Origin of the sequence: Companilactobacillus alimentarius DSM 20249, from assembly GCF_002849895.1 — a bacterium.
GTDB classification, from domain to species: Bacteria; Bacillota; Bacilli; order Lactobacillales; family Lactobacillaceae; genus Companilactobacillus; species Companilactobacillus alimentarius.
This window is the reverse complement of the sequence record NZ_CP018867.1, coordinates 1,427,163-1,452,428: the sequence shown is the minus strand read 5'-3', so window position 1 is coordinate 1,452,428 and position 25,266 is coordinate 1,427,163. Positions and strand designations below refer to the sequence as shown.

Genomic DNA, 25,266 nt, shown 5'->3' with positions numbered 1-25,266 from the left:
AAAAGAGGGAGTAAGAATATGACAGAATTTCCAAAGAACTTTTTGTGGGGTGGCGCTACAGCTGCTAACCAATATGAGGGTGCCTGGGATGTTGATGGCAAAGGTGTCAGTACAGCTGATCTTTTGTTAGGCGGAACTTATGATAAGGCTCGTGTTTTTACGAAAGAATTGAAGGATAATGCTTATTACCCATCTCATGAAGGTAGTGATTTTTATCATCATTACAAAGAAGACATCAAGCTATTAGCTGGCATGGGTTACAAGACTTATCGAATGTCAGTAGCGTGGACTAGAATTTTCCCTAACGGTGACGATGCAGAACCTAACCAAAAAGGTTTGGATTTCTATCGTAATGTCTTTGAAGAATGTCGTAAATATGGGATTGAACCTTTAGTAACAATTTCTCATTATGAAATGCCATACCATTTGACAGAAGCTTACGGCAGCTGGGATGATCGTCGCGTGATTGATTTCTACGTCAAGTACGCTAAGACTTTGTTCACAGAATATAAGGACTTGGTTCACTACTGGTTAACATTTAACGAAATTAATATTGGAATGTTGTTTGGTGGTTACATGTCACTTGGCTTGCCTGTTAAAGACGGTGCTGCACCATTTAATGGCGAGATGACTGATGAAGATATTCAAAATAACTTGCAAGGTTTACATCATCAATTCGTTGCCAGTGCTTTAGCTGTTAAAATTGGTCATAAGATCAACTCTAACAACATGATTGGTTGTATGATTGCTGGTAATGTCAACTATCCGTTGACTTCAAGACCTGATGACGTTTTGAAAGCTCAACTGGCTAATGAAATCAATAACTATTACTGTGGCGATGTGCAAGTTCGTGGTGCTTATCCACACTTTGCTCAACGTTTCTGGGATGAACACAACGTTAAGTTGAATATTACAGCTGAAGATGCCGAAGTTCTAAAAGAAGGAACAGTTGACTACTATACATTCAGCTACTATTCATCAAATACTTTGACAACAGACCCAAGTAAAGCTGATGCCGCCGGTAACTTCTCAACTGGTGTTAAGAACCCTTACCTCAAGTACAGTGAATGGGGCTGGGCAATGGATCCTAAGGGACTTCGTTGGTATCTAAATGATGTCTACGGACGTTACGGTATTCCTGTCATGGTCGTGGAAAATGGATTAGGCGCTCGTGATGTTGTTGAAAAAGATGGTTCAATCAAAGATGATTATCGAATTGACTATCTCAAAGGTCATATCGAACAAATGAAAGAAGCCATCAAAGATGGTGTTGACTTAATTGGTTATACTCCTTGGGGCTGCATTGATTTAGTATCAGCTGGTACTGGTCAAATGGCTAAACGTTATGGATTCGTTTATGTTGATCGTGACGATAACCAAGAAGGTGACTTCAGTAGAACTCCAAAGAAGAGTTACTACTGGTATAAGAAAGTTATCGAATCAAATGGTGAAGATTTGGAAAATAAATAAGCATCTTGATTGCGTAACTGAGATTTTGCTTTCATAATAAACTTAGAAGTAGTAAAAAGAGGTAGTTGTTTTATGAAAGATAAGGTACCGAGAGTCACTTTAAAAGTCTCAATTGTAATTTTGGCATTAATCGCCATTGGCTTATATTTTCTCAATCGCCCCAATGCGATTTTGGCATTGTTTTCGGTGGTCGTATTGTCGATTGTCTATTTAGGTGGTATGGAAAAAGATCACGAAATATTCATGCGGCATCATCATAAATATGAATAAATTAATTCTAATATTAAGATAATGAAAGTGTAGAATAATTCTATTTTCAAGCACTAAATAAGGAAGCTGGGTAATCGTATTTTGATTACTTGGCTTCCTTTGCTTTAAACAAAAATAGGCTATTCCTTATGTATGTAAAGAATAGCCTATATTGTTATTTCCAATTAATTTTAGAAAAGACTCTTCTACCTAAGACTTCTCGCATGAACATGAACAAAGGCCAAGCGATTAAGAAGATAGCGATGAAGAGATAAGTGTATTGTAGATTTAAGATACTTTCCAACCCAAAAGCTTTGTTGCCAAAGATAAAAGTAATAATAAATAAAACAAATGAGAAACCAATCATAATTTTCTTTCTCATAAATAGCGGATTACTGATAGAAATTAACGCACAGTAACCGATAATACCGATTGTGAAGACTGAAAGGGTCGAGGTCGTCGCAAAATTAAAGTTGAAATGATTACCTAAGATTGAAATGGTTATAATGATGATGATATTGCAGAGAGCAGAAGGTAAGGCTATTTCCATAACGTTACGCATGAAACGTCCCGCTGGTGGCGTATAGTTGGGCTCTAAGGCGAGTAAAAAAGTAGGTATACCAACTGTTAAGGCATTGATTGGTGTTAGTTGTGATGGCTGGAATGGATAACCAGTTCCTAAAATTATAAAGAGAATTGCCAAGACAGCTGAGTAAATTGTTTTAATCAAGAATAATGAAGCGACACGTTCAACGTTATTGATAACTCGACGACCTTCATTTAGCATAAAGATCATTGAATCAAAATTACGATCCAAGAGAACAAAGTCAGCGGAGGCTTCCGCAGCATCACTTTCACCCGCGATGGCAACGCTACAGTCGGATTGACGCATTGCTAAAACATCGTTGACACCATCGCCAGTCATACCGACCGTCAAACCATTGTCCTGCATTGCCTTGATTAGATCAGCCTTTTGACTTGGACGTACTCGACCAAAAACTTTGTACTCCTTGACTAATTTGTGGTAGTCTTGGTCCTCTGTAATGCTACTCATATCTATATAACTATTACCAGTCGCGATTCCAGCCTGGTTAGCAACGTTACTAACAGTAGCTGGATTATCGCCAGAGATGACTTTGAAGTCGACCCCTTGGTTTCTTAGGTAACTAAAAGTTGAAGAAGCTTGAGGACGAATTTCGTCGGAAATCAATAGTAAACCTAGTAAGCTTTGTTTGATGTCCTCTTTCAAGATAGCGATGACCCGAAAGCCGTTTTCCGCAGCTTGTTTAATTCTTTTGGCTACTTTTTGATCAGGATTTTGAATGATGAACTCGGGAGCTCCCATCGTGTAACGGACATCGTTTTTGTCAATGAAGCCAGAATACTTGGTTTCTGATGAGAAAGGAATGACTTCTTTGACTTCATCTTCAAAAGGCTGGAAGTTTAAATTACCAATGGCTAAAGCAGTAGCGTTGGTTTCCTGCGTTGCTTCAACAATTTTTGTTGCGATAGCTTTGATAGTATTTTCGTCGCTACCATACGCAATCGTTTTTTTAACGGTTAATTTTCCGGTTGTGATTGTACCCGTTTTGTCCAAACAAAGCGTATCGACTCGAGCTAATGTTTCAATGGCACTTAAAGAACGAACTAAAATGTTTCGCTTGGAGAGATTGTAAGAACCAGTTGCTAAAGCGACGGCGGTTAATAAGACTAATCCCTCTGGAATCATCCCGATGACTGAGGCGGAAGTACCAAGGATTGATTGGGCGACATCGCCATTTTTTAAATAGGAACGGAAAAATAAAAGAAGTCCGATGGGGATGATAGTGTATGTTAAAATTTTAATGATATTATTAATTATTTTCATTAAAACGCTCACAGAACGCTTTTCTTTGCCGACAGCGGATGATAACTTAGAGACAAAACTTTCATGCCCGACTTGAGTCAATTGAATCTTAGCCTGGCCAGCGATGACAAAACTGCCAGAGAAGACTTCATCATCAACACTTTTGGTAATTGTGTCAGCTTCACCAGTAATACCGGATTCGTTGGTTTGTAGCCCATTAGATGAGCGAACAATTCCATCCGCAGGCATTGTATCGCCACGTTTGATTAAAACGATGTCGTCTTCTACCAAATCATCAATGACGATTTCTTTTCTTTGACCATTACGAACAACAGTAAAATTTTGACTATTAACTAAACTGATTTTATCAATGGTAAGTTTAGCTCTAATTTCTTGGTAACTACCAATAACAATATTGGCAATAACGGGACCTAGGAAGAAGAGATTTCGATAGGAACCGGTCCAAAAAATTAGGATTGCAATAATTAAATTGAGAAGATTAAATAATGTGAAGAGATTGTCGGCCAGAATCTTAGGGATTGGGCGCGATAATTTCTTGATTTGAACATTTATCAGTCCTTTTTGAACTTGCGTATCAACTTGTTGATCCGTCAGTCCATTTTCGAGACTGGTATATGTTTGTGGTTTTTTGATTTTTACCATACTCTACCTACGACTGTTAGTTATTTTTTATTGAATGCTATATAATCTTTACATAACTTAAATTTAACATAAAAGGATGAATTTAATTTGAACAATTTATTTTTTGATCTGGATGGAACTATCATTAATTCTGAAACAGGGATCATGAAGAGTTTGAGATATATGTATCAACATACTTTAGGATATATTCCTCATAATGATGTTATTTTACATGAGTTTATTGGACCAACGCTAGGTGCTTCACTTCAAAAGTATGATCATGTAGCGCCAGATGATCCATTGATCAATCAAAGTATAAACGCCTTTCGAGAATATTATCAAGAAGAAGGTTGGATGGAATATACTGTTTATGATGGTGTCTATGATATGTTAGAATCTTTGAGTAAAGCAGATAAGCAATTGTTCATTGCCACTTCGAAGCCAGAGATCTTTGCTAAAAGAATTATCGATCAATTAAATATGAAACAATACATTAGACACGTTTTTGGAGCCGCTGAGGACGAATCAGTTCGTTCATTGAAAGAAGATGTTATTTCCTATGGAATGGACAAAACTTCGATTGAATTAGATACAAAAAATCTCGTTATGGTTGGGGATCGTAATAGTGATGTTGTGGGGGCACATAAAAACAATTTGAAAGCTATTGGCGTTACTTATGGATTCGGGGATTTGGCAGAATTAAAAAAAGCCAAGTCAGAGTGGATCGTCAATAAGCCGCAAGAAATTGTTAATCTAGCTATGGAGAAATAATTATGAGCAAGTCATTGTCGTACAACAGACACGGATTTACATTGATTCTATTGTCAATTTGTTTAATGGTGATCGTTTTCTTAGGAATTACTTTGTCGACTGTGCTAAATAGTAATTATGTTAAAAAAGTCGTCAACAGTGAAACCAACGTGACTTTAATAAAGAATTATACTAATCAGCGTTTAGGACGTTTAGTTAACAGTTATTCTATTTCCACAAATTTGTCAGCGGTCAATTTAACTAATAGTGATATAAAAAAGATTATTAATACTTCGGTTGACGAAGTGTACAGTGATGACTCGCAATTAACAATCGGCAGTGCTATCTTAGCCACAATCAGTACCAAGCTTAAATCTGAAGCTAAAAGTTACGGTTTAGATATTGACCCTGAAATAGATAGTGTCATTAAAAGTAATGAAGGTTTAATGAATCAAATTGTTAATAATGATATGGGACCGATTGAACGAGTCCTTGTCAGAATTCAAACAATAAAAAAACTGATTAAAATTACAATGGTAGCGGCAGCGGGGATCTTTATTCTGTTGGCGTTACGTTTACGAATAAAGGTTCAATCTAGTATGTTGTTCTTTCATCATTTAGGGACAGTGGGTATCTGCACATCAATTTTATTAGCTATATTGCTAGGATGTACATATTATCCATTACAAGATTTGATTGTAAATAATGTCGATTACAATGTCCGTGATGTCTTGTACAATATCCTCAATGGAATATTTTTAAGCTATATTTCGATTATTTTTATGGTATTTATCTTGAGCTTGATCGATTGGGGCAGTACGATGAAGTACAAGTACTGAAAATTTATTTTTGGGGGGAGTTTCAGGCAGAAAACCTAAGACTTTCCCTTTTTACTTGTAAAATTAGTATCTTTTACGAGAAGTAAATTAGTATAATGTAGATATTGTTTTTTTTACATTACTAAGAAGGGTATTTCGTTATGCAATTAACAGCGTTGAACAAAGAGAAATTAAAAAAGGTAATGATAGTCTTAGCGACTATTGCACTTTTCTTAATAGTTAGTATTTTAGTTATTTATCAAACTCAGATTTTCCAAGGTAGAATTTGGTCATATTTGGGGACTAGCGATGATCGTTTTCATAATATGAGAATTGAAGGTTTGTATCATTCGCTCTTACGCCATCAATATTTTCCATTCATTAATATGTCGTTTATGGATGGTTTTGGCTATATCGTAAACGTTTTTTATTCTGATTTTCTTCTATATCCAGCAGCCTTTATGCGTCTAATGGGATATTCTAGTGCCCAAGCAATTGCAGGGTTGAATATTTTATTGACATTTTTAACTATGGGTATAGCATTTCTTTGCTTTTACAAGGTTAGTAAGAAATATTGGAATAGTTTAGTATTTAGTTTTGTTTATACACTTTCGACTTATCGAATGTATGATATATTGTACCGTCATGATCTAGGTGAAGTTGGGGCCTTTGTATTCTTACCGGTTGCTCTTTTAGGTATTTATGAAATTTTTTATGGTAAACGTCAAAATTGGTTATATCTGACTTTTGGTATGACTGGAATTATTTATTCCCATGCTATTTCACCAATTTTAGTTGCAATTCTAATTGTAATTGTAGCAATTTGCCAAATTGGTGAACTGAGAAAAGCCCCCCAACGTTTGTTGTCATTATTGTGGGCAACTTTAAGCTCAGTTTTACTAAGCCTGGCTTACTTCTTGCCAATGATAGAGCAAATGCATCACACTAAATTCTTATTAACAGAATCTAGTTCGAATTTAGCTACAGCAGCAGCTGACTTTACTGATATGGCTCACGCTAGTATGAATAATAACTTCAACCAAGCGAATCCTGGAATAGTATTGTTTTTTGCGGCAATTGTTGTAGTTGTTTCAGCAGTTAAGATCAAGAACAAAGCTGTACGTCACTTCTCCTTAATTGGAGCATTTATGTTGATTTGCAGTACTAAAATCTTTCCGTGGGTATTACTGAATAAAACTCCTATGAAGATGATCCAATTCCCATGGCGCTTTTATATGATTGTTTCATTGCTTCTAGCAGTCTTTGTTGCCGCCGATCCACTAGGGATTTTTAAGAAAAAAAGTATGAAAATCGTCTTGATGGTATTTATAACTTTGATTTCCGTTTCCTCAGCTTATCGTTTAGTAGCTAGTTCGCCTTTGCAAAGAAATACTTATGCTGCCTATAATCAAACTGAACCATTTAGTATTGGTGCAGGACAAGAGTATTTGCCAATTGGGACGAATCTAAGTGAATTACAAAGAGCGACTCACAAGCCTAAAATTCAAGCTGGTAAAGCAAAGATTTCAGACTTTAAACAGTACGGAACACGGTTGAGCTTTAATTTTAAAAATGCTAAGAATGCTAAAATTGATTTACCAATTATTGGTTACTATGGTTATCAGAGCACCCAATCAAGTGGAAAAGTTTCCAAATTGAAAGTTGATAAGAGAAACAATAATTTAGCTCAAGTCACAGTTAATGGCAACGGAAAAGTGGTTGTCGATTACTTCGAAACAACTATTCAAAAAGCCTCTCGGCGAATCTCTTTCTTATCACTCTTAGTGATTATTGCAGTTCTATTTATTAATAAGTTGAATCTAATAGACTTTAGTAAAATAGAAGGATTGAAGGGTAATAAGGAATAATAGTTCAATGTAAAAATTAGCTTAAAACAAATAAGGCCAGGTAATTGCATTTAATTACCTGGCCTTATTATTAATGCTCGACTAAACCTGTTATGTTTTTCTTATTCCTTTAAATCATCAACATCAGTTAGTGAAGCTAAATTGTCTTGTTTAGTTACCGCTGTTTTATTGACAGAAACTTTAAACCAGCTGACAAAACCATGATCGAATTCAGCAACTTTGAATTTGAAGTTATCCATTTCAAATTCGAAATTCTTTTGAATATTAGGATATTTCTCGATAATATAACCACCAACGGTAATAATATCGGAATCTTGGAATTCAGGAATATCGGACTTGAAATAACGTTCGAAGTCATAAAGTGTAGTTTTACCAGAAACGTTATAAGAACCATCAGCATTTTTGACGATATATTCATCGGAAACATCATCAATTTCATCTTTAACAGTTCCAAACAATTCTTCGTAAATATCCTTATCAGTTACGATACCGCTGGTACCACCGTACTCATCAACGACAATAACAATAGGTGTTTGTTTTTTGATCATCTTTGAAAGAATATCTTGAATTGGCATTGTTTCAGGAACGGTATTAACTGAACGTAAGATCCGACTGATGCCAACGTCGCCATCTACCTGATTTTGACGAACGATATCGTAAGCATAAACATAACCTAAGATCTTGTCTTTATCATTATCGGCTACAACTGGGAATCTTGAGAATCCTTGTTGTAAATAATCTTTAATGACGTCTTTAACTTTATCAGTAATGTCAACGACATATAAACTGGTACGATCGACCATGATGTCTTTAGCAACTTTATCGTTCAATGCGAAGGCACGTTGCATAAAGATAACATCGTCTGGTTCCATATCGCCACCTTTAATAGATGATTTTGAAAGTCGAAGAATTTCAGACTGTGAGAAAACTTCATTTTCAGAATCAGCTGGTTTCATTCCCATCAAACGGACAATTCCAGAGGCGGAGACGTTTAGTAACCAAACGAATGGATAAACGGCCACATGGAAGAATCGTAATGGTGTGACGACAAGCATAAGCATTGTCATTGGCATATCAATTGAAATATTTTTAGGAACGATTTCTGTTAAAACCACTTCTAAGTAGGTTAGTAAAAGCACACCGATAATCGAACTGATTGCATGCAGACCACTGCTGCCACCAGCGGAAATATGAGCTACGCCGACTACTTCTATCAGTAAATATTCGATAGTACTTTCACCGATCCAACCTAAGATAATACCGGCGATACTAGTACCAACTTGTGTCGTAGATAAGTACTCATTGAGGTTGTTGACCATCATCAGAGCACGTTTTAATTTTTTTGTATTACCATTTCCTTTAGAAATTGCATCTTCAAGTTGACTGGATCTAGTTTGTACCAAGGCAAACTCAGCGGCAACAAAGAAGAAAGCAAAGATAAAGGTTATTAAAATGATAATAGAGTTAGTTGTAATTGTAGAACTTGACAATATATGATTTCCCCTTCTGTTCTTGTAATGTGAATTATACACCAAAGAAAAAACAACTGTGTCTAAGAGTAAATATTTTATTATTACATCTTTAGTATATCCATTTTTGCGGGTAAAATATAGCAAGGAAGATTTTAATTTCAACAACAATGATTTTGTGGTTGAACTTCACAATTATTATTTTTATAATGAAGAGAATGAAACAACCTTGGGGGAATCCTTTTGACTAAAGTAAAAAGCAACAATTTATTAACTCCTGCACAAGCTGCCAAAAATTTAGGAATAAGTGTAGCTACATTGCGTAAATATTCTTTGATCGTTGAACGTACGACCGAGAACAGTGATTATTTTGAACGTAATAGTCAAAATAATCGTCTATATACTCAAAAGAACATTGAAGACTTTAAAGAAATGGTGAAGTTGAGTCATGGTCCCAAAATGACTTTGGAAACATCTGCAATGCAAATCTATCCAACTTCTGAAACTAAAAAAGTTCAAGATGAAGACGGACAAGCATCTAAAGTTAAAGAATTGCAGGTAACTGTTGCTAAATTAGAGTCTGAAAATAAAAAGCGTGAGCTCACAATTAAAGAGTTGCAAGCTGAGTTAAATGACGCTCAAAAATCAAAGGAACAACTACAAGTTGAGTTGGATACTTTGAAGCAACAAGCTGAAGAAAAAGTTCGAAACGCTGAACCAGCAAAGGACGAAAGTATCAAAGAACGTATTAATGAAAAAGTAAGCGACGATAAAAAGGGTCACTGGTGGAATAAGTTTATGGGCTAATCAGCCAATTAAGTCTATGATATCAACCTTTTGCACAATCGGGACGTACCAAAATGTTGTTTTTGGCACGGCTTTTTTATGTATAATTAATCCTTGTGATAACAACTTAGGAGGATTAATTTTGAAATTAGCAATGATTGGGCTAGGCAAGATGGGAATCAATTTGACAGAAAACTTGATTCGCAATGGTAACGAAGTGGTCGCTTTCGACTTGAGCGATGGTGCCAGAAATGATGCATCAACATTAGGGGCACAGGTTGAAAGCTCATTGGAGAATGCTATTAGCAAACTATCTGCACCACGAATTGTTTGGGTAATGTTACCAGCAGGGAAACCTACAAATGAAACAATTGACAAGTTGAGCGTATTGCTAGATCCAAAGGACATCGTGATTGATGGTGGAAATTCGTTTTATCAAGATTCATTGCAACATAACAAAATTTTGACTGCCAAACAAATCAAATTCTTTGATGTTGGAACATCAGGCGGTATGAGTGGCGCTAATCGTGATGGAAACTTCATGATTGGTGGCGACGATAAAAAGACTTTTGGCTATATTGAACCAATTTTTAAAGGAATCGCTCAAATTGACGGTTACTTGTATACTGGGAAAGCAGGTAGCGGTCATTACTTGAAGATGGTCCACAACGGAATTGAATACGGAATGATGCAAGCAATTGCCGAGGGATTCGATGTCCTTTCACATAGTCAATTTGGTTACGATAATGAGGCTGTTGCCAAGGTTTGGGAACATGGGTCAGTTATCCGTGGTTGGTTGATGGAATTATCCCAATCGGCCTTTTCAAAAGATCCTAATTTGGATGAAATAAAAGGTGTCATGCATTCTTCTGGCGAAGGTAAGTGGACTTTAGAAGAAGCTTTGAAGTTGCAAGTTCCTACTCCAGTTATTGCAGCGTCATTGATGATGCGTTATCGTTCATTGGAAGATGACACCTTTACTGGAAAAGTCGTGGCTGCCTTACGTAATGAATTTGGTGGACATGATGTTGATAAAAAATAATAAAATTGGAAAAACTTGTCTGTGGCAAGTTTTTTTCTTTTGCTGAAAGGGTAAAATAATATGATAAAAAAGCATGGTAAAATTTTTTTGCTGTTATTGGTTGGGGCCTTTATTGGTAGCGATTTAAGGTATGCTGAAAGCCTAATATTCAAAACAAGTAGTGGTTTTCCCTTAGGAACATTGGTAGCAAACCTCAGTGGAGCACTGATTTTACCATTTTTGATCCATTATCTTCAGGACCGGTTTCACTTAGCATCGAAAGTAATTTTGATATTGAGCACTGGATTACTAGGGTCTTATACAACTTTTTCAACTTTTACGGCTGACAGTTATCGGCTATATCAGTCTGGTCAGTGGCTTTCTCTATTGATTTACTTAACTTTGACCTTAGTAGGTGGTTTTGGATTAGCTTTGTTGGGTAACTATTGGGCGGCTAGTCAGGCTTTTAATGATTATGTGAAAGGGAAATGATAATGGACTTTTTTATTGTTGGTCTAGGGGCTGCAGTTGGAGCCTTCTTGCGGAGTGAATTAACTTTATTACAATCAAAAATCAAGATTGACTTTCCCGTTATAACGCTCTTGATTAATATTTTTGGAGCTGTGCTCTTGGGAATCTTTACTGCACAAATTCATAATGGTGCGATATTATTACTAGTAGGAACCGGATTTTGTGGAGGGTTCACTACTTTTGGAACCTTTAATATGGAATTGAGTCAATTGTGGTTTCAACATCGTCTAAAAAGTTGTTTTTTATACTTTGTTTTAACTTATATTTTTGGTATCCTTGGTTTCATCATAGGTATTCATATTTAGGAGTAAAAAATAATGCAAATGAAAGAACAAGTTTGGAATGAAAGCTTCCGTCCAGGGATCTTTTCTTCTACGAAATTGTATTTTCAAGATTTATTTATAGGTGCAAAAAGAATGAGTCGCAAGGATTTTTGGTGGGGCTATTTAGGAATGACAATTGTATCCGGCATTATCATGGGAATCCTTGCTTTTGCTATTACCAAAATGCCAGTTGATGATTTTTATTGGAGCTCAATTATTGGAGTAGCTTTGGCAATTACGTATGGTTATTACCAAATTGCTATATTTACAGCGATAATCAGAAGATTACATGATCGGAAAATGCGTGGTTGGTGGGTATTGTTACCGATAATTCCATTTCTTGGAACAATTGTTTTGATAGTTTTGCTTTGCTTGCCACAAAGAGATTTTGGCAATCGTTTCCCTAAAGAACAAAATTGAAAATAAATGACTAATAGCGTGGAACAAGGTATGCTCGATTTCTATTTTTGAACAAGATGGGAAAATACTTTGTTCCGCTTTTGTATTGTGGGGCAATAATAGGAGGAAAATTATGTGTGGACGTTATATGTTTCAACCTGATAAGAATCCTGAAATAAAGCGTATTTATCAATTGGCTGTGAAAGCTGGTTACAATCCTAAAGTTGGCGAAGTCTTTCCTACAGATGAAACAGCCTTAATTGTTGCTGGAAAAAAACAGGTTGATGTCATTGGAATGAAGTGGGGCTTTCCCGGTTTCAAAAAAGGGCAGTCGATTATCAATGCTCGTTCTGAGACGGTTCAGAATAAGTCGATGTTTGCACAGTCATTTCAAAAACGCCGTTGTGTTTATCCAACCACAGGATTTTTTGAATGGAGTAAGAGTAAACAGAAGTATAAATTTAATTTTAGTAATGATCCTGAGACGTTATTTATAGCAGGTTGTTATAATTATTTTGATGGAGTTCCACAAAGTATTCTATTTACGACTCAGCCAAATGAATCGATGATTCAGATCCATGATCGAATGCCTTTGATACTTCAGAAAAATCAGATCAACGCTTGGATCTATGATGATAAATTTGCAGAACAATTTTTGTATCAGGCAATGCCTAAATTAATTTCGGAAGCAGAAGAATAAAGGACTGAATTCATGAATAGTAAAATAAGCAAGTTTAGTAACAGTGACCAATTTTTTCAATGTCCCATTTGTGGCACTAAATTGAGGTTAGAAGAGAATAGTTTGATGTGTGAACAAAATCATTGTTTTGATATTTCAAAAAAGGGTTTTGTTGATTTTATGTTGAACAATAGGCAAGAGAAAAATTACGATCTAGCTTCGTTTGAAAATCGCCATTTAATTTTGGAGCGAGGGATGTACGATCATATTGCTGACAAGTTGGTGACATTGATTGATGAGTTAAATATCGAATCCGTTTTAGACGTTGGTTGTGGCGAGGGTTATTATGCTAAGAAAATTGCTGAATCATCTAGAAATGTCTTAGCTTTTGATATTTCTAAGGATTCGATCCAATTGGCTGCTAAGGGAATGAACACGCCGGTGGAATGGTTCGTCGGTGACTTGGCTCATTTGCCTGTGCAAGATCAAGTAATTGATGGGATAATTGATATTTTCTCCCCAGCTAATTATCATGAATTCAATCGCATTTTGAAAAAAGATGGTTACATTTTAAAAGTTATACCGAATCAATATCATGTACAGGAATTACGTGCTCAAGCTAAAGATCAATTAAAGCAGGAAAAATATTCTAATAAAAAAGTTCTTGATTACTTTGAAGAGCATTACCAATTGGTTGACCAAATTGATGCTACTAAAACTTATCAAGTAACATCTGAGGAACGGTCAGCATTTATTAAGATGACTCCATTGTTGTTCAATGTTGATAATAGTTTGATTGATTGGACTAAGGTAACTGAAATTACTGTCGGATCAACAATTCTAGTAGGTAAGAGATAAAAGGAAGGTAAAAGTTTCTTTTATTTTTTTTGTCAAAATCAAAATTATACAGACAAATTCGAACGTATGTTTTACAATTATTAATATTATTAGGGGGCATTTGATGACGACTAAGATTGGAATTCGCCAATTAGTAGAATTTGTGTTGCGTAGTGGTGATTTGAATGAAACAAAGAATAGTCAAAATACTGCGCTAAATGGTGCTCGAATCCATCGTCGCCTACAAAAGCTGCGGAGTAAAGACAGCGATTATGAAAGTGAAGTCTATTTAAAAACTGAAGTTAAGATGAATGACACTAATTACTTAATATCTGGTCGTGCTGATGGTATTTTATTGAATCAAACTGCTTTGATCGAAGAAATTAAGACCTCAGATCAGCCATACGATGAACTGAGCGACAATACTTTGGAGTTGTACTGGGGACAGGTTAAGGTTTATGGATATCTGTTATTAAAAGATCATCCTGATTTAGACAGGGTAACGTTACGTTTGACTTATTTTCAGGTTAGTACGGAAGAAATTACGACCGATGAAAAAGAATTTTCCCAAACAGAATTAGACACTTTCTTTCAGGATTTGATTCATGAGTATGAGTACTGGTTAGTGTTACGAGCTAAATTACGAAAGACGCGGAATGATTCGATTAAAAAATTGGCATTTCCTTTTCCCAAGTTTCGTACAGGACAGCACGAATTAGCAGCGGCAGTTTATAAGACAATTTATTATCAAAAAAGATTGTTTGTTGAAGCACCAACAGGAACAGGTAAGACTATTTCTACATTATTTCCAGCAATTAAGTCGATGGGAGAAGAAAAGATTCAACGTCTGTTCTATTTGACGGCTAAACAGAGTACTCGCCACGTTGCTGAAGATGCCATTACTTTGATGGAAGATAAGGGGCTCAAGTTGAAGAGTATTACTTTAACTGCCAAGGATAAGATTCGCTTTATTGAACAGCAGGATGTTTTACCGGAAAAAGATCCTTTTATGATTGGATATTATGATCGTCTCAAGCCAGCTTTGGCAGATCTATTAACCAATGAAGACCTTATTACACGTGATGTGATTGAGAAATATGCCCGTAAGCATACGGTTGATCCGTTTGAGTTTTCTTTGGATGCGTCGCTTTTTTGTGATGTCATAATTTGTGATTATAATTATTTATTTGATCCATTAGTCTATCTACAGCGCTTTTTTATTGAAAAAGATACTGATAATTTCTTCTTGATTGATGAAGCACACAATTTAGTAAGTCGATCACGCGCTATGTACTCTGCTTCAATCAGCGATCAAAAGATAGCTAGTTTGTTGAGGGATGCTAGAAAAATTGATAATAAGGCTAGTGAAGATTTTCAAAAGCATTTAAAAAAAGTTCGACGGGTTTTCAATCGAATGAAAAAAGTTTTAAAAGAAGACGAACAAATTGAAAAGACAACTTCTGAACCACCAGATGAATTACTAAAAGTTTTAGGAAAATTCGATGATTTTTATGGAGAGTGGATGTCGGATCAGAAGCCGTCTGATTTTTTGGATAAAACGAAAGATTTCTTCTTTGACTGTCTGACATTCGTTAAAATTGGAGCGTTATATAACGATACATATAAAACGCGACTTTCACTAGAAGATAACAAACTAATGGTAAAGCAATTGTGTCTTGACCCCAGTGATTTTATTGACCAATCACTCAATCTAGGTTTAGGAGCAGTCCTTTTTTCAGCAACATTATCGCCGATGGAATATTATCAAAATGTTTTAGGAGGTAGCGATAATAGTTTGGCATATCGCTTGCCATCACCGTTTCCAGTACAAAATCAAGAAATACTTATTACACAATACATTCAAACGACTTATCGGCAACGAAAATTTAATCAAGAAAAGATAGTAATGAGTTTAAAAGCAATGATTGATGGTAAAAGAGGCAATTATCTCTTTTTCTTTCCATCGTATGGGTATTTACAACAGATTCGCGACGCGTTCGTTGCAGCTTTTCCAAAAGTAAAAACTGCTACTCAGACCAATGCAATGGATAATGTGGCACGACAAGCTTTTTTGGATCAGTTTCAAAGTGATGCTGATGATTCATTGGTCGGCTTTTGTGTTCTAGGAGGTATCTTTTCAGAAGGAATTGATTTACGTGGCGATAGATTGATTGGCGTAGCGATTGTAAGTGTCGGACTTCCTGGTTTGAGCGCGGAAAATAATTTAATTCGTGATTATTATGATCAAAAAAATGGGCGTGGTTTTGAATATGCATATCAAATGCCAGGAATGAATAATGTTTTGCAAGCAGCGGGCCGATTGATTAGGGGAAGTCGTGACACGGGAATAATCTTATTATTAGATCAACGTTTCACAAGTGCTCGTTATACAAAACTTTTTCCACAGCATTGGCGATTCTATAAACGTATAGCGTCGTTACAACAATTGAGTAACAATGTGGATAATTTTTGGAAGGAAAGGCAAAATGAAGACAAAGCTAACTAAAGATTTAGAAAAAACACTTTATCAATACTGTCTAGAACAAGGTTCATATGTAGTTGAAGAAGTCGTCATGCCGGATAAAAAAGGAATTGTGGATACTTTGAGTTATCAACAATTAGCTGATAACCAAATTGAATGGCGTTGCTATGAATTAAAGGTAACTAAAGCTGATTTTCATTCTAAGGCTAAGTTATCATTTATTGGCAATTATAATTATTTTGTTTTACCCCAAAAATTATACTTAGAAATTCAAGATGAGATTCCTAGTCGTATTGGCGTCTTGATCTATCGTGCTTTTGATAAAAAAGCTGTGGAAGCTACACCTCAAAATCTTAGAGCACCAGGATTTTTGACGATAGCTAAAAAAGCTCAATTTCAAGATTTACAAGTTGATGAGGCACAATTAACTAGCCATTTTGTGGCGTCGCTTTTTCGAGAAGTCGACAAGGCTAAAAAAGTGGAAAAAGGTTTACAATTGTATTCTGACGATAAACTTTTCAAAGAATTGCGAAAGCGTCAAAAAACAGGATATGATGTCTATAATCCGGATAAAAATTTGTACGACCGCTTTGTCGCTGATTTGCGTGATGAGGCAATTGATGGTTTACAGGATGAATTGGATGCTCGTAACGCTGAATGTCAAGAATTGAAATTAAAATTGCAAAAGTACAATCAGCCTAATTTGGAGGATAAAATATGATTTATTATCCTTATTTTCGGGGGCGAATGTACGATCTTTTAGCTTTGAAAGAGTTGGTTGAACAAGAAGATTTGAGTTCTAAAATAGTTCCAATAATTGAACCAGTTCGCGATTCCAAAGAATTGCAACAGACTGTTAGGACTTTCATATCAAAAAAGCAGCCTTTTAGCGTTATTGCCAATCCCCAAGTGAGTTTATATGGTTTAAATGATACAAAGATTTATCCAGTACCAAAGGTTACCGACTTAGATTTTTATCATCCCAGTGCGATTCTAGCGGCTGATTTTAACAGTGATTTCGTTAAAACAAGAAATCAACAACAATCACTATTGATTGTGAAAAATCATGAATTGCTTAAAGCTTATCAGAAGACGCGCGTTTTACAGACTGTGGATAAGGTGTTAATTCCTGATGTAGCGAGAATGAAACGACTTGTGAAAACTGATAAGTCAGTGAGTTTGACTGATCCGATGACTTTTGTACGTCATGTAGAAGATTATGGCTTGTTGAACGATGAGTTCTTTGAACCAGCCAGTTGGTATCATCAAATTGATTTTAATGGCTTTAGCGATTATTCCATGGTCGGTCATGTTTATTTCGATAAAGGGATGCCGTCCAGAGCAATTGCACTTCATTTGATCTATGCCACAAAGGAGGGAAATTTACGAATTCATCATTTTGTTTCAGATAGTAATCAAACAATGGGTGGACAAAAGCAGAAGTTCTTTGAAGCCTTAGGTAAGATGGTACCTTGGGTCGATGAGAATATTAAAGGATTGAATTTGACACCAGCCGTGCAACAATTACTGAATTATTATCAAGGTGAAAAATTTCCTGGTTTAGGAATTGTTAAAAAACTGTCACTCATGCACCATTTGCAGTTAATGAATCGCTTGTTAAATTTGGAATTTGATTAAAATTTCGTTCCTTCTTCAAGCAATTCAAAAATAAAACAGCATCTATTTATTAAATCCTACCGATTGTTAGAATCGATGTGAAATTTAAATAGAAGCTGTTTTTTGAATTAATTGAGATAAGAGATTCCCAGTTGCCTTTCGTTCTCTGATTGAAACGAACTGCGGACGACAATCTCTTGCGGTTTACTACAGTCTGAAAGCCACATGCAAAAGTCGCATGTAATTTTCAGACTTAGGTAAATCCTCAGAGATTCCCGGTTGTCCTCCGTTCTCTGATTGAAACGAACTACAGGCAACAATCTCTTGCGGTTTACTACAGTCTGAAAACCACATGCAAAAGTCGCATGTAATTTCCAGACTTAGGTAAATCCTCAGAGATTCCCGGTTGTCCTCCGTTCTCTGATTGAAACGAACTACAGGCAACAACCTCTTGCGGTTTACTACAGTCTGAAAACCACATGCAAAAGTCGCATGTAATTTCCAGACTTAGGTAAATCCTCAGAGATTCCCGGTTGTCCTCCGTTCTCTGATTGAAACGAACTACAGGCAACAATCTCTTGCGGTTTACTACAGTCTGAAAACCACATGCAAAAGTCGCATGTAATTTCCAGACTTAGGTAAATCCTCAGAGATTCCCGGTTGTCCTCCGTTCTCTGATTGAAACGAACTACAGGCAACAATCTCTTGCGGTTTACTACAGTCTGAAAACCACATGCAAAAGTCGCATGTAATTTCCAGACTTAGGTAAATCCTCAGAGATTCTCGGTTGCCTTCCGTTCTCTACCAAAGTTTAATTAAGGCTTGTGTTCCGTCGTTTCCTAAGTCCTTTTCGTCGACTAATTTTTCGTATAACTTTTTAGCCTGAGCGGTTGCGGGCAAATTGAGGTGCATTTTTTCGCTTTCGTCTAAGGCAACTCTTAAATCTTTTAGGAAATGTTTTGAATAAAATCCTGGTTTGAAGTCGCCTTTTAGGATTCTTGGTCCATAATTTTCTAGGCTCCAGTTGTCTCCACCGCCACCTTCGACGGTTTCCAAAACGGATTGTAGATCTAGTCCAGCGGCTTTGGCGTAAACGAACATTTCTGTTAAGCCGGTCATTGTCCCAGCAATCATTATTTGGTTAGCCATTTTAGCATGTTGACCGGCACCGTATGTTCCGAAGTAGTGATTGGTCTTGCCGATAATTTTAAAGATTGGTTGTAGTTCTTGGTAGGCTTTTTTTGAACCTCCGACCATGATAGTTAAATTACCTTCACGGGCTCCGACGTCTCCACCGGAAACTGGGGCATCTAAAGTTTCTACGCCGACTTTTTCAGCTTTTTCACCAATTTTTTTAGCTAGAGTGGGGGTGCTAGTTGTCATGTCGACGATGATTTTACCCTTGCCTAGGCCAGAAAAAATACCATTGTCCTTGAAATAAACATCTTCGACATCTTGTGGAAATCCAACCATGGTAAAAATAATATCGGCACTTTCAGCCACATCTTTGGGATCGGCGAACCATTTAGCTCCCTTAGCAATCAATGGTTCTGCCTTGGATTTTGTTCTTGTATAAATATCAACATTATAATTGGCGTTTAATAGATTGTTTATAATACCGCTACCCATAACACCAGTACCAATGAAACCAATTTTTTGCATAGAAATTCCTCCAATCACGAATTAATTATATTATACGAAAAATTTTGCCAGTAGTGATATGCTTAGTCTGTTTTTTTATTGGTCTTGTTTGCTATAATTCATGTAACAGAGAATTAAATTTATGAAAAAGGAGGGAAACTTATGAAATTTGTGAAAAATTATTATAAAAGTATTTTTGCGGCTCTTTTTTATGGAATTACCTCGGCTTTAGGAATCCAATTGTTGTTACAACCAGCAAAACTTTATACTGCAGGTGTAACTGGTGCTGCTCAGTTAATTGTTAACTTGTTGAATGAGTTTTCACATATGAGTACGCCAGTTTATTTTTGGTATGCTTTGTTAAACCTGCCGTTGGTTATTTTGGCTTGGTTTAAATTGGGTAAAAAATTTACGATCTTGTCGATTATTTCAATCGTGTCGGCTTCGTTCTTTATCTTGGTAATTCCACTCCATCCGATAACAAATGATCCATTACTTTCATCTGTATTTGGTGGCATTCTATCAGGTGCTGGAATTGGACTCTGCTTCCGTTATGGTTTTTCAACTGGAGGAACTGATATTATTGCATTGATTGTTCAAAGAAGTACTGGTCGGACTGTCGGTCAGGTCAGTTTTGCGGTGAATGCAGTAATCATTACAATTGCTGGTTTTACTTTTGGTTGGGAATTGGCTTTGTATACAATTATTTCAATTTATATTACAAATATGGTAGTCGACAAGATGTATATTCAACAACAAAAAATTACTGTTACAGTTTATACACATAAGATTGATCAGATCTCTCAACAATTGCTTAAGTCACTCAATCGTGGATTAACGCTTGATTATCACTTAAAGGGCGCCTATTCAGGTGAAGAAATTGGTTCTATTACGATGGTTTTGACGAAATTTCAATTGTTCTTTGCTAAAAAGATCATTCTTGATGTAGATCCTGAAGCATTTATTAATATTCAACCTACAATGTCGATTGCCGGTAAATTCAATGATAATTAAAATGATTTTGGATAATTATTTTAACGTTAATTGAAAGCACAACTCCCCGGAAAAATAATATACTAATCTTAGTTATTTATGAGGAGATATTTTATAAATGAAAACAATTATTTATGCTCATCCAAACGCTAGCAGTTTCAATCATGAGATCCTAAATAGATTGTCGAATCATCTTTCCAGAAATGATGAAGAGTATCAGATAATCGATTTGTATGAGGATGGCTTTGACCCAGTTCTTTCTGCAAAAGATTTGGCAACTTATAGCCAGGGGAAAACTCATGATCCATTAGTGAAAAAGTATCAGCGCCAAATTCTCAATTCGAGTGAACTGATTTTTATCTTTCCCATTTGGTGGCACAATATGCCAGCAATGTTAAAAGGTTTCTTTGATAAAGTAATGCTAAGTGGTTTTGCTTACGACGAAACTGCTGAATGGAAAGGGTTGTTGACTAATATTGAAAGAGCAGTCGTTATAACGACCTCAGCTACAACTAAAGATTATCTAGTCAATAATTGCGGCGACCCTATCCAAAACGTTTTTATTAAACGTACTCTAGTTGATGTTGGATTGAATCCTAAAGAAACTCGTTGGATACATGTTGGAAAAGTTAACCAAATCAGTGCCGATGAACGTCAGAAGTTTTTAAACAATTTTATAAAACAATATGAAAATAAAATTAAAATGTAATCTTAAAGGAGTGTTTCGAGAATATTTATTCTGGAACATTCCTATTTTATTCATTATGATTCAAAACATAAATAAATTTATGAGGTAATTTTGGAAAAGACTTTTTTTGAATACTTTGAGAAAAATTATAGATATTAATGAAAATTGGTTTAATATATAATGTAATTGTATCAAGGGATATAAATGAGGATGTATTGTCAATGAGAAGAAAATTTAATTTCATAGGTTTAGTACAATTTATTTTTATGATTTTATCAGCTTTTGTAGTCGGCTTTATTTTGAATTTTGCCCAAACAAATGATTTGATATTTTCTAAGCAAATAGTATTCCAATCCAACGTTAATACCTATTTGTTAACCGTTTTAATATTATTTTTAATATATTTAGGCTTGTATGGCTTATTTAACCGTTTCTTCGTCTCTTCTGCCATTTTCTTTGTCTTCTTTGCTATTTACGCAGTTGCAGATTATTTAAAGGTAAAATCCCGTTCTGAGCCCATTCTTCCAAGTGATCTAGTCATGTTGAAGAACACTAAGGGCCTTTTGGGAATGGTTACGCCTAAGATTATGACTATCGTTGGTATCTTTTTAGTCGTGATTATTGTTGTGTTCGTCTTACTAGAAAAGTTTTTTGGTAAGAAAATGCTGCATTTTAATTACATCACAAGAATAGTATTTGTAGCTTTAGTAGCTATTTGTATTGGTAGTTTCTATAAAGCTAACGATGCTGATTCAGTAACTTATAAAATCTTGACTAAGGCCGGTTATACTAACTATGCATCTAATGTCAATCAGTCGGCTAATAGTAATGGTCCAATGTTAACGTTCTTGGGTAACATGCACGTTGATGTAATGGATAAACCCGAAGGTTACAGTAAAGAAAAGATGGAAAGCATAGTCAAAAAGTATCAAGGCGTTGCGAAAAGTATTAATAGAAAGCGCTCTAATAAAAATTTAAGCAAACAAACTTTAATATTTGTCTTAAGTGAAAGTTTTGCTGACCCTGCTCGTGTTCCCAATATTAAATTGAATAAAGATCCAATACCTAATATTCACAATATTAAATCAAAGACAACATCAGGCTTGATGATGAGTTCTGGTTACGGTGGCGGGACAGCGAACATGGAATATATGAGTTTAACAGGACTGGCTATGAACCAGTTCTCTGATTCACTGCAATCGCCATATACTCAGTTAGTCAGCAAGCAAGATAATCCACTTAACATAACTAACAGCTTTAAGACTAGTGCTGCGATTCATCCATTCCATGGTAATTTTTATAATCGTAGTACAGTGTATGAAAAATTTGGTATCAAGACGTTTAGAAATATTGATACCACAGGGTCATTAAAATTGAAATACGCTGATACGTTGCCTGAAATGGAATATGTCAGTGATGAATCAGCCTATAAAGATACTCTCTGGCAAATTAATCAGAAAAAAGGTGGTCAATTCATCAATTTAGTTACGATGCAAAACCACATGCCATATACCAATAATTATACAAATAATCCTTATAAGGTAACTGGTTCTGGTGTCAGTGATAAATCTCGCTCTCAAGTGGAGAATTTCTCACGTAGTATTAACTATACCGATGATTCAACTAAGGAATTTCTTGATGAATTAGATAAGATTGATAAACCAATTACTTTAGTTTGGTATGGCGATCACTTACCAGGTATTTATGACGGTAATAATATTTATCAATACAATGTGCAAGAACATGAAACAGATTACTTCATTTACAGTAATAAGTATGCTCGAGAGCACGATGAAGGAACGACTAAGTTGAACAGCAATACACAAGTGACTGACCCTAATGGATTCATTCCACTAGCATTGGAGCAGATGGATCAAAAAGTTACGCCATATTATGCATTGTTGACACAAGTTCAGCAAAAAGTTCCAGCTATGGCTAAGAATATTGATGAGGGAACCAATAGTCTCTATGTCAATAAGAAGAGTCAGACAGTCTCTAAATTAACTAAGAAACAACAAAAAATTATGTCCGATTATCAATTAGTTCAATACGATTTGACCGTTGGAAAAGGTTATATCCGTAAGACTATTAATAAGTAATAAAGAATGGTATCAGGTGATTAGAGTTTAGTCACTTGATACCATTTTTGGTTAATTTTCATTCAGAACTTTTTATGTTAATCAAACTGGGTTAATATTAATACAATTATATATGTTAAAGGGTGTTATTCACGATGAATAAAAAAAGATTAATATATTTGTGCCAGGGATTATTTATGGTTGCCTCTTCGTTTTTAGTAGGCTACCTTTTAGATTATGCGCAATTAACCTCATTTTCTTACAGTGCTCAGATGGTCTTTAAAAACAATTTACCAGTGTATTTAGTGACAGTAATGGTCCTATTTATTATCTATTTGGGGTTGTACGGTTTATTTAATCGCTTCTTTGTTTCTACGACAATTTTCTATGTTTTCTTTGGAATCTATGGAATAGCTGATCATTTAAAAGTTGTCTATCGCTCAGAGCCGATTTTACCAAGTGATTTGATGTTTTTGGGAAATATTAAAGAACTATTGTCAATGGTCAAAGTAGGACTGATTGTCTGGGTCGTCGCTTTAATTATCGTTTTGACAGCGTTATGCGTTGTACTAGAAAGACTTTCTGGTAAGAATTTGTTGCGATTCAATCCAATCACACGAGTTATTTTAGTCTTAGTGATGGTACTTGAGCTTGGGTAGCTTTTATACGGCTAAACGTGAGGGCTCAATCAACAATTTTATTTTGACTAAAGCTGGGTATGCTGACTTTGATTCTAATATCAATTGGTCAGCTAATAGTAATGGTCCAATGATCACTTTTTTGGCTAATATGCATATCGACGTTATGAATAAACCTAAAGATTATAGTCAGGCAACTATGAAACAAATCGTTACAAAATATCGTAACGATGCCAAAAAAATTAATCAAACACGTCCTAATGCTAATTTGAGCAAGCAAACTTTAATTTTTATTTTGAGTGAAAGTTTTGCCAACCCTAAAAGAGTGCCAAATATTAAATTAAATCAAGAAGCCGCTCCAAATATTGAACAGATAAAAAAAGAAAATACTTCTGGCTTGATGATGAGTTCTGGTTACGGTGGCGGAACTGCCAATATGGAGTACATGACTTTGACAGGATTAGCTTATAATCAATTTTCAAAATCGTTGAATTCACCGTTTACACAGCTAGTGGTCAAACAAGATCATCCAATAAATCTTGCTAACAGTTTCAAAACAACTACAGCAATTCATCCCTATTATGGAAATTTCTATGATCGGAAGACAGTTTATCAAAGATTTGGCATACAAAAATTTCGTAATATTAATGAAAAAGGAGCCTTAGGCTTGAGGTATACTTCTACGGCTGACGGTGGTCAATATATTAGTGACGAGTCAGCTTATAACGACGCTTTATGGCAGATAAACCAAACTAAAAAAGGTCAATTTATTAACCTTGTAACGATGCAAAATCATATGCCATACACGACTAACTATGCTGGCAATCAATTTCAAGCTACTGGTAAAGGGGCAGGAAAGAATCTCCAGCAAGTTTCAAACTACGCCAAGGGCTTAAATATGACGGATAGTTTTACCAAGAATTTTCTAAATCAAATTGATAAATTGAATAAGCCAATAACAATTGTTTGGTATGGAGATCATCTTCCAGGAATTTATGATGGCAATAAGATGTCTAAGTATAATGTTGTACAACATGAGACAGATTACTTTGTCTACAGCAACAAGTATGCTCTGAAACATAATTATGGAACAAAGAAACTTTCAGATTCTACGAAGATCACGGATCCAAACGGATTTATTCCGTTAGCTTTGAAACAGATGAAACAAAAGGTAACACCATATTATGCACTGTTAACTCGAGTTCAAGAAGATTTACCGGCGATGGCTCGAAATAGTGTGGGTACAAATGAAAGTCTTTATGTTAATGAGAAGGGGCAACAAGTGTCTGCTAATGAATTGTCGAAAAAGCAAAGAGAAATCTTACATGATTATCGCTTAGTCCAATATGATCTGACTGCAGGTAAAGGTTATTCCAAGGCAACAATTAATAAGTAGAAAGAAAACGTTAACGTGGCAAAATTTGTATTTGGAAACACTTTC

Annotated in this window: 23 protein-coding genes; 20 read left to right on the top strand and 3 right to left on the bottom strand. The window is 35.5% G+C overall.

The window, feature by feature from the left end:
- Positions 1-18: 18 nt before the first annotated feature.
- Together LA20249_RS06970 and LA20249_RS06965 are read left to right on the top strand one after the other, a co-directional pair.
- The gene (locus LA20249_RS06970; protein ID WP_057737006.1) at positions 19-1,470 is read left to right on the top strand and encodes a glycoside hydrolase family 1 protein; all 1,452 of its coding nucleotides are present in this window, start codon (positions 19-21) and stop codon (positions 1,468-1,470) included.
- A 72-nt stretch (positions 1,471-1,542) separates the two neighbouring features.
- Positions 1,543-1,740: a hypothetical protein gene (locus LA20249_RS06965; protein WP_057737004.1), complete on the top strand. Its 198-nt coding sequence runs from the start codon at positions 1,543-1,545 to the stop codon at positions 1,738-1,740.
- A 154-nt stretch (positions 1,741-1,894) separates the two neighbouring features.
- Here the strand turns inward: LA20249_RS06965 and LA20249_RS06960 are convergent, their stop codons facing one another.
- Entirely contained in the window at positions 1,895-4,228 is a 2,334-nt protein-coding gene (locus LA20249_RS06960) for an HAD-IC family P-type ATPase (RefSeq protein WP_057737002.1), read from the bottom strand.
- An 87-nt stretch (positions 4,229-4,315) separates the two neighbouring features.
- On the opposite strand from LA20249_RS06960, the gene LA20249_RS06955 reads away from it, so the two are divergent.
- The 3 genes from LA20249_RS06955 to LA20249_RS06945 all read left to right on the top strand — a co-directional run bounded on the left by LA20249_RS06955 (position 4,316) and on the right by LA20249_RS06945 (position 7,643).
- Positions 4,316-4,978, top strand: coding sequence for an HAD hydrolase-like protein (locus tag LA20249_RS06955; protein WP_057737000.1), 663 nt, complete (start codon positions 4,316-4,318; stop codon positions 4,976-4,978).
- Between the two features lie 2 nt (positions 4,979-4,980).
- Entirely contained in the window at positions 4,981-5,796 is an 816-nt protein-coding gene (locus tag LA20249_RS06950; RefSeq protein ID WP_057736998.1) for a hypothetical protein, read from the top strand.
- Positions 5,797-5,936: 140 nt separating this feature from the next.
- Positions 5,937-7,643 carry a glycosyltransferase family protein gene (locus LA20249_RS06945; RefSeq protein WP_057736996.1) on the top strand — a complete coding sequence of 569 codons (1,707 nt, stop codon included), beginning with the start codon at positions 5,937-5,939 and terminating at the stop codon, positions 7,641-7,643.
- Between the two features lie 101 nt (positions 7,644-7,744).
- Here the strand turns inward: LA20249_RS06945 and LA20249_RS06940 are convergent, their stop codons facing one another.
- Positions 7,745-9,133, bottom strand: coding sequence for a hemolysin family protein (locus LA20249_RS06940; RefSeq protein ID WP_057736994.1), 1,389 nt, complete (start codon positions 9,131-9,133; stop codon positions 7,745-7,747).
- A 222-nt stretch (positions 9,134-9,355) separates the two neighbouring features.
- On the opposite strand from LA20249_RS06940, the gene LA20249_RS06935 reads away from it, so the two are divergent.
- The 10 genes from LA20249_RS06935 to LA20249_RS06890 all read left to right on the top strand — a co-directional run bounded on the left by LA20249_RS06935 (position 9,356) and on the right by LA20249_RS06890 (position 17,808).
- A complete protein-coding gene (locus tag LA20249_RS06935) occupies positions 9,356-9,919 on the top strand; it encodes a MerR family transcriptional regulator (RefSeq protein WP_057736992.1) in 564 nt (187 codons plus the stop codon).
- Between the two features lie 121 nt (positions 9,920-10,040).
- On the top strand, positions 10,041-10,940 hold the full coding sequence (gene gnd, locus LA20249_RS06930) for a phosphogluconate dehydrogenase (NAD(+)-dependent, decarboxylating) (protein WP_057736990.1): 900 nt from the start codon (positions 10,041-10,043) through the stop codon (positions 10,938-10,940).
- Between the two features lie 60 nt (positions 10,941-11,000).
- Entirely contained in the window at positions 11,001-11,411 is a 411-nt protein-coding gene (locus tag LA20249_RS06925; protein WP_235806724.1) for a fluoride efflux transporter FluC, read from the top strand.
- A gap of 2 nt (positions 11,412-11,413) precedes the next feature.
- Positions 11,414-11,755 carry a fluoride efflux transporter FluC gene (locus LA20249_RS06920; RefSeq protein ID WP_057736988.1) on the top strand — a complete coding sequence of 114 codons (342 nt, stop codon included), beginning with the start codon at positions 11,414-11,416 and terminating at the stop codon, positions 11,753-11,755.
- Between the two features lie 12 nt (positions 11,756-11,767).
- Positions 11,768-12,193: a DUF805 domain-containing protein gene (locus LA20249_RS06915; RefSeq protein ID WP_057736986.1), complete on the top strand. Its 426-nt coding sequence runs from the start codon at positions 11,768-11,770 to the stop codon at positions 12,191-12,193.
- A gap of 112 nt (positions 12,194-12,305) precedes the next feature.
- Positions 12,306-12,872: an SOS response-associated peptidase family protein gene (locus LA20249_RS06910; protein ID WP_057736984.1), complete on the top strand. Its 567-nt coding sequence runs from the start codon at positions 12,306-12,308 to the stop codon at positions 12,870-12,872.
- 12 nt (positions 12,873-12,884) lie between these two features.
- Positions 12,885-13,709, top strand: a complete 825-nt coding sequence (locus LA20249_RS06905; protein ID WP_057736982.1) for a methyltransferase domain-containing protein — start codon at positions 12,885-12,887, stop codon at positions 13,707-13,709.
- Between the two features lie 103 nt (positions 13,710-13,812).
- Positions 13,813-16,194 carry an ATP-dependent DNA helicase gene (locus LA20249_RS06900; RefSeq protein WP_057736981.1) on the top strand — a complete coding sequence of 794 codons (2,382 nt, stop codon included), beginning with the start codon at positions 13,813-13,815 and terminating at the stop codon, positions 16,192-16,194.
- A complete protein-coding gene (locus LA20249_RS06895) occupies positions 16,175-16,891 on the top strand; it encodes a hypothetical protein (RefSeq protein WP_057736979.1) in 717 nt (238 codons plus the stop codon). Before LA20249_RS06900 ends, LA20249_RS06895 begins: the two co-directional genes overlap by 20 nt.
- Positions 16,888-17,808 (top strand): sce7725 family protein, encoded by a 921-nt coding sequence (locus tag LA20249_RS06890; protein WP_101836887.1) that lies wholly within the window; start codon positions 16,888-16,890, stop codon positions 17,806-17,808. Before LA20249_RS06895 ends, LA20249_RS06890 begins: the two co-directional genes overlap by 4 nt.
- Positions 17,809-18,588: 780 nt before the next feature.
- Here LA20249_RS06890 and LA20249_RS06885 read toward each other — a convergent pair.
- Positions 18,589-19,449, bottom strand: a complete 861-nt coding sequence (locus LA20249_RS06885; protein WP_057738433.1) for an NAD(P)-dependent oxidoreductase — start codon at positions 19,447-19,449, stop codon at positions 18,589-18,591.
- 141 nt (positions 19,450-19,590) lie between these two features.
- Between LA20249_RS06885 and LA20249_RS06880 the strand changes: the two genes are divergently transcribed.
- From LA20249_RS06880 to LA20249_RS06860, 5 genes are all read left to right on the top strand, one after another.
- Positions 19,591-20,442, top strand: coding sequence for a YitT family protein (locus LA20249_RS06880; RefSeq protein WP_057738432.1), 852 nt, complete (start codon positions 19,591-19,593; stop codon positions 20,440-20,442).
- A 97-nt stretch (positions 20,443-20,539) separates the two neighbouring features.
- Positions 20,540-21,130 carry an NAD(P)H-dependent oxidoreductase gene (locus tag LA20249_RS06875; protein ID WP_057738430.1) on the top strand — a complete coding sequence of 197 codons (591 nt, stop codon included), beginning with the start codon at positions 20,540-20,542 and terminating at the stop codon, positions 21,128-21,130.
- Between the two features lie 200 nt (positions 21,131-21,330).
- On the top strand, positions 21,331-23,208 hold the full coding sequence (locus tag LA20249_RS06870) for an LTA synthase family protein (protein ID WP_057738428.1): 1,878 nt from the start codon (positions 21,331-21,333) through the stop codon (positions 23,206-23,208).
- Positions 23,209-23,342: 134 nt separating this feature from the next.
- Positions 23,343-23,846, top strand: coding sequence for an LTA synthase family protein (locus tag LA20249_RS06865; RefSeq protein ID WP_146983825.1), 504 nt, complete (start codon positions 23,343-23,345; stop codon positions 23,844-23,846).
- Entirely contained in the window at positions 23,839-25,221 is a 1,383-nt protein-coding gene (locus LA20249_RS06860) for an LTA synthase family protein (protein ID WP_057738424.1), read from the top strand. The genes LA20249_RS06865 and LA20249_RS06860 overlap by 8 nt, the downstream gene beginning before the upstream one ends.
- Positions 25,222-25,266: the final 45 nt, after the last annotated feature.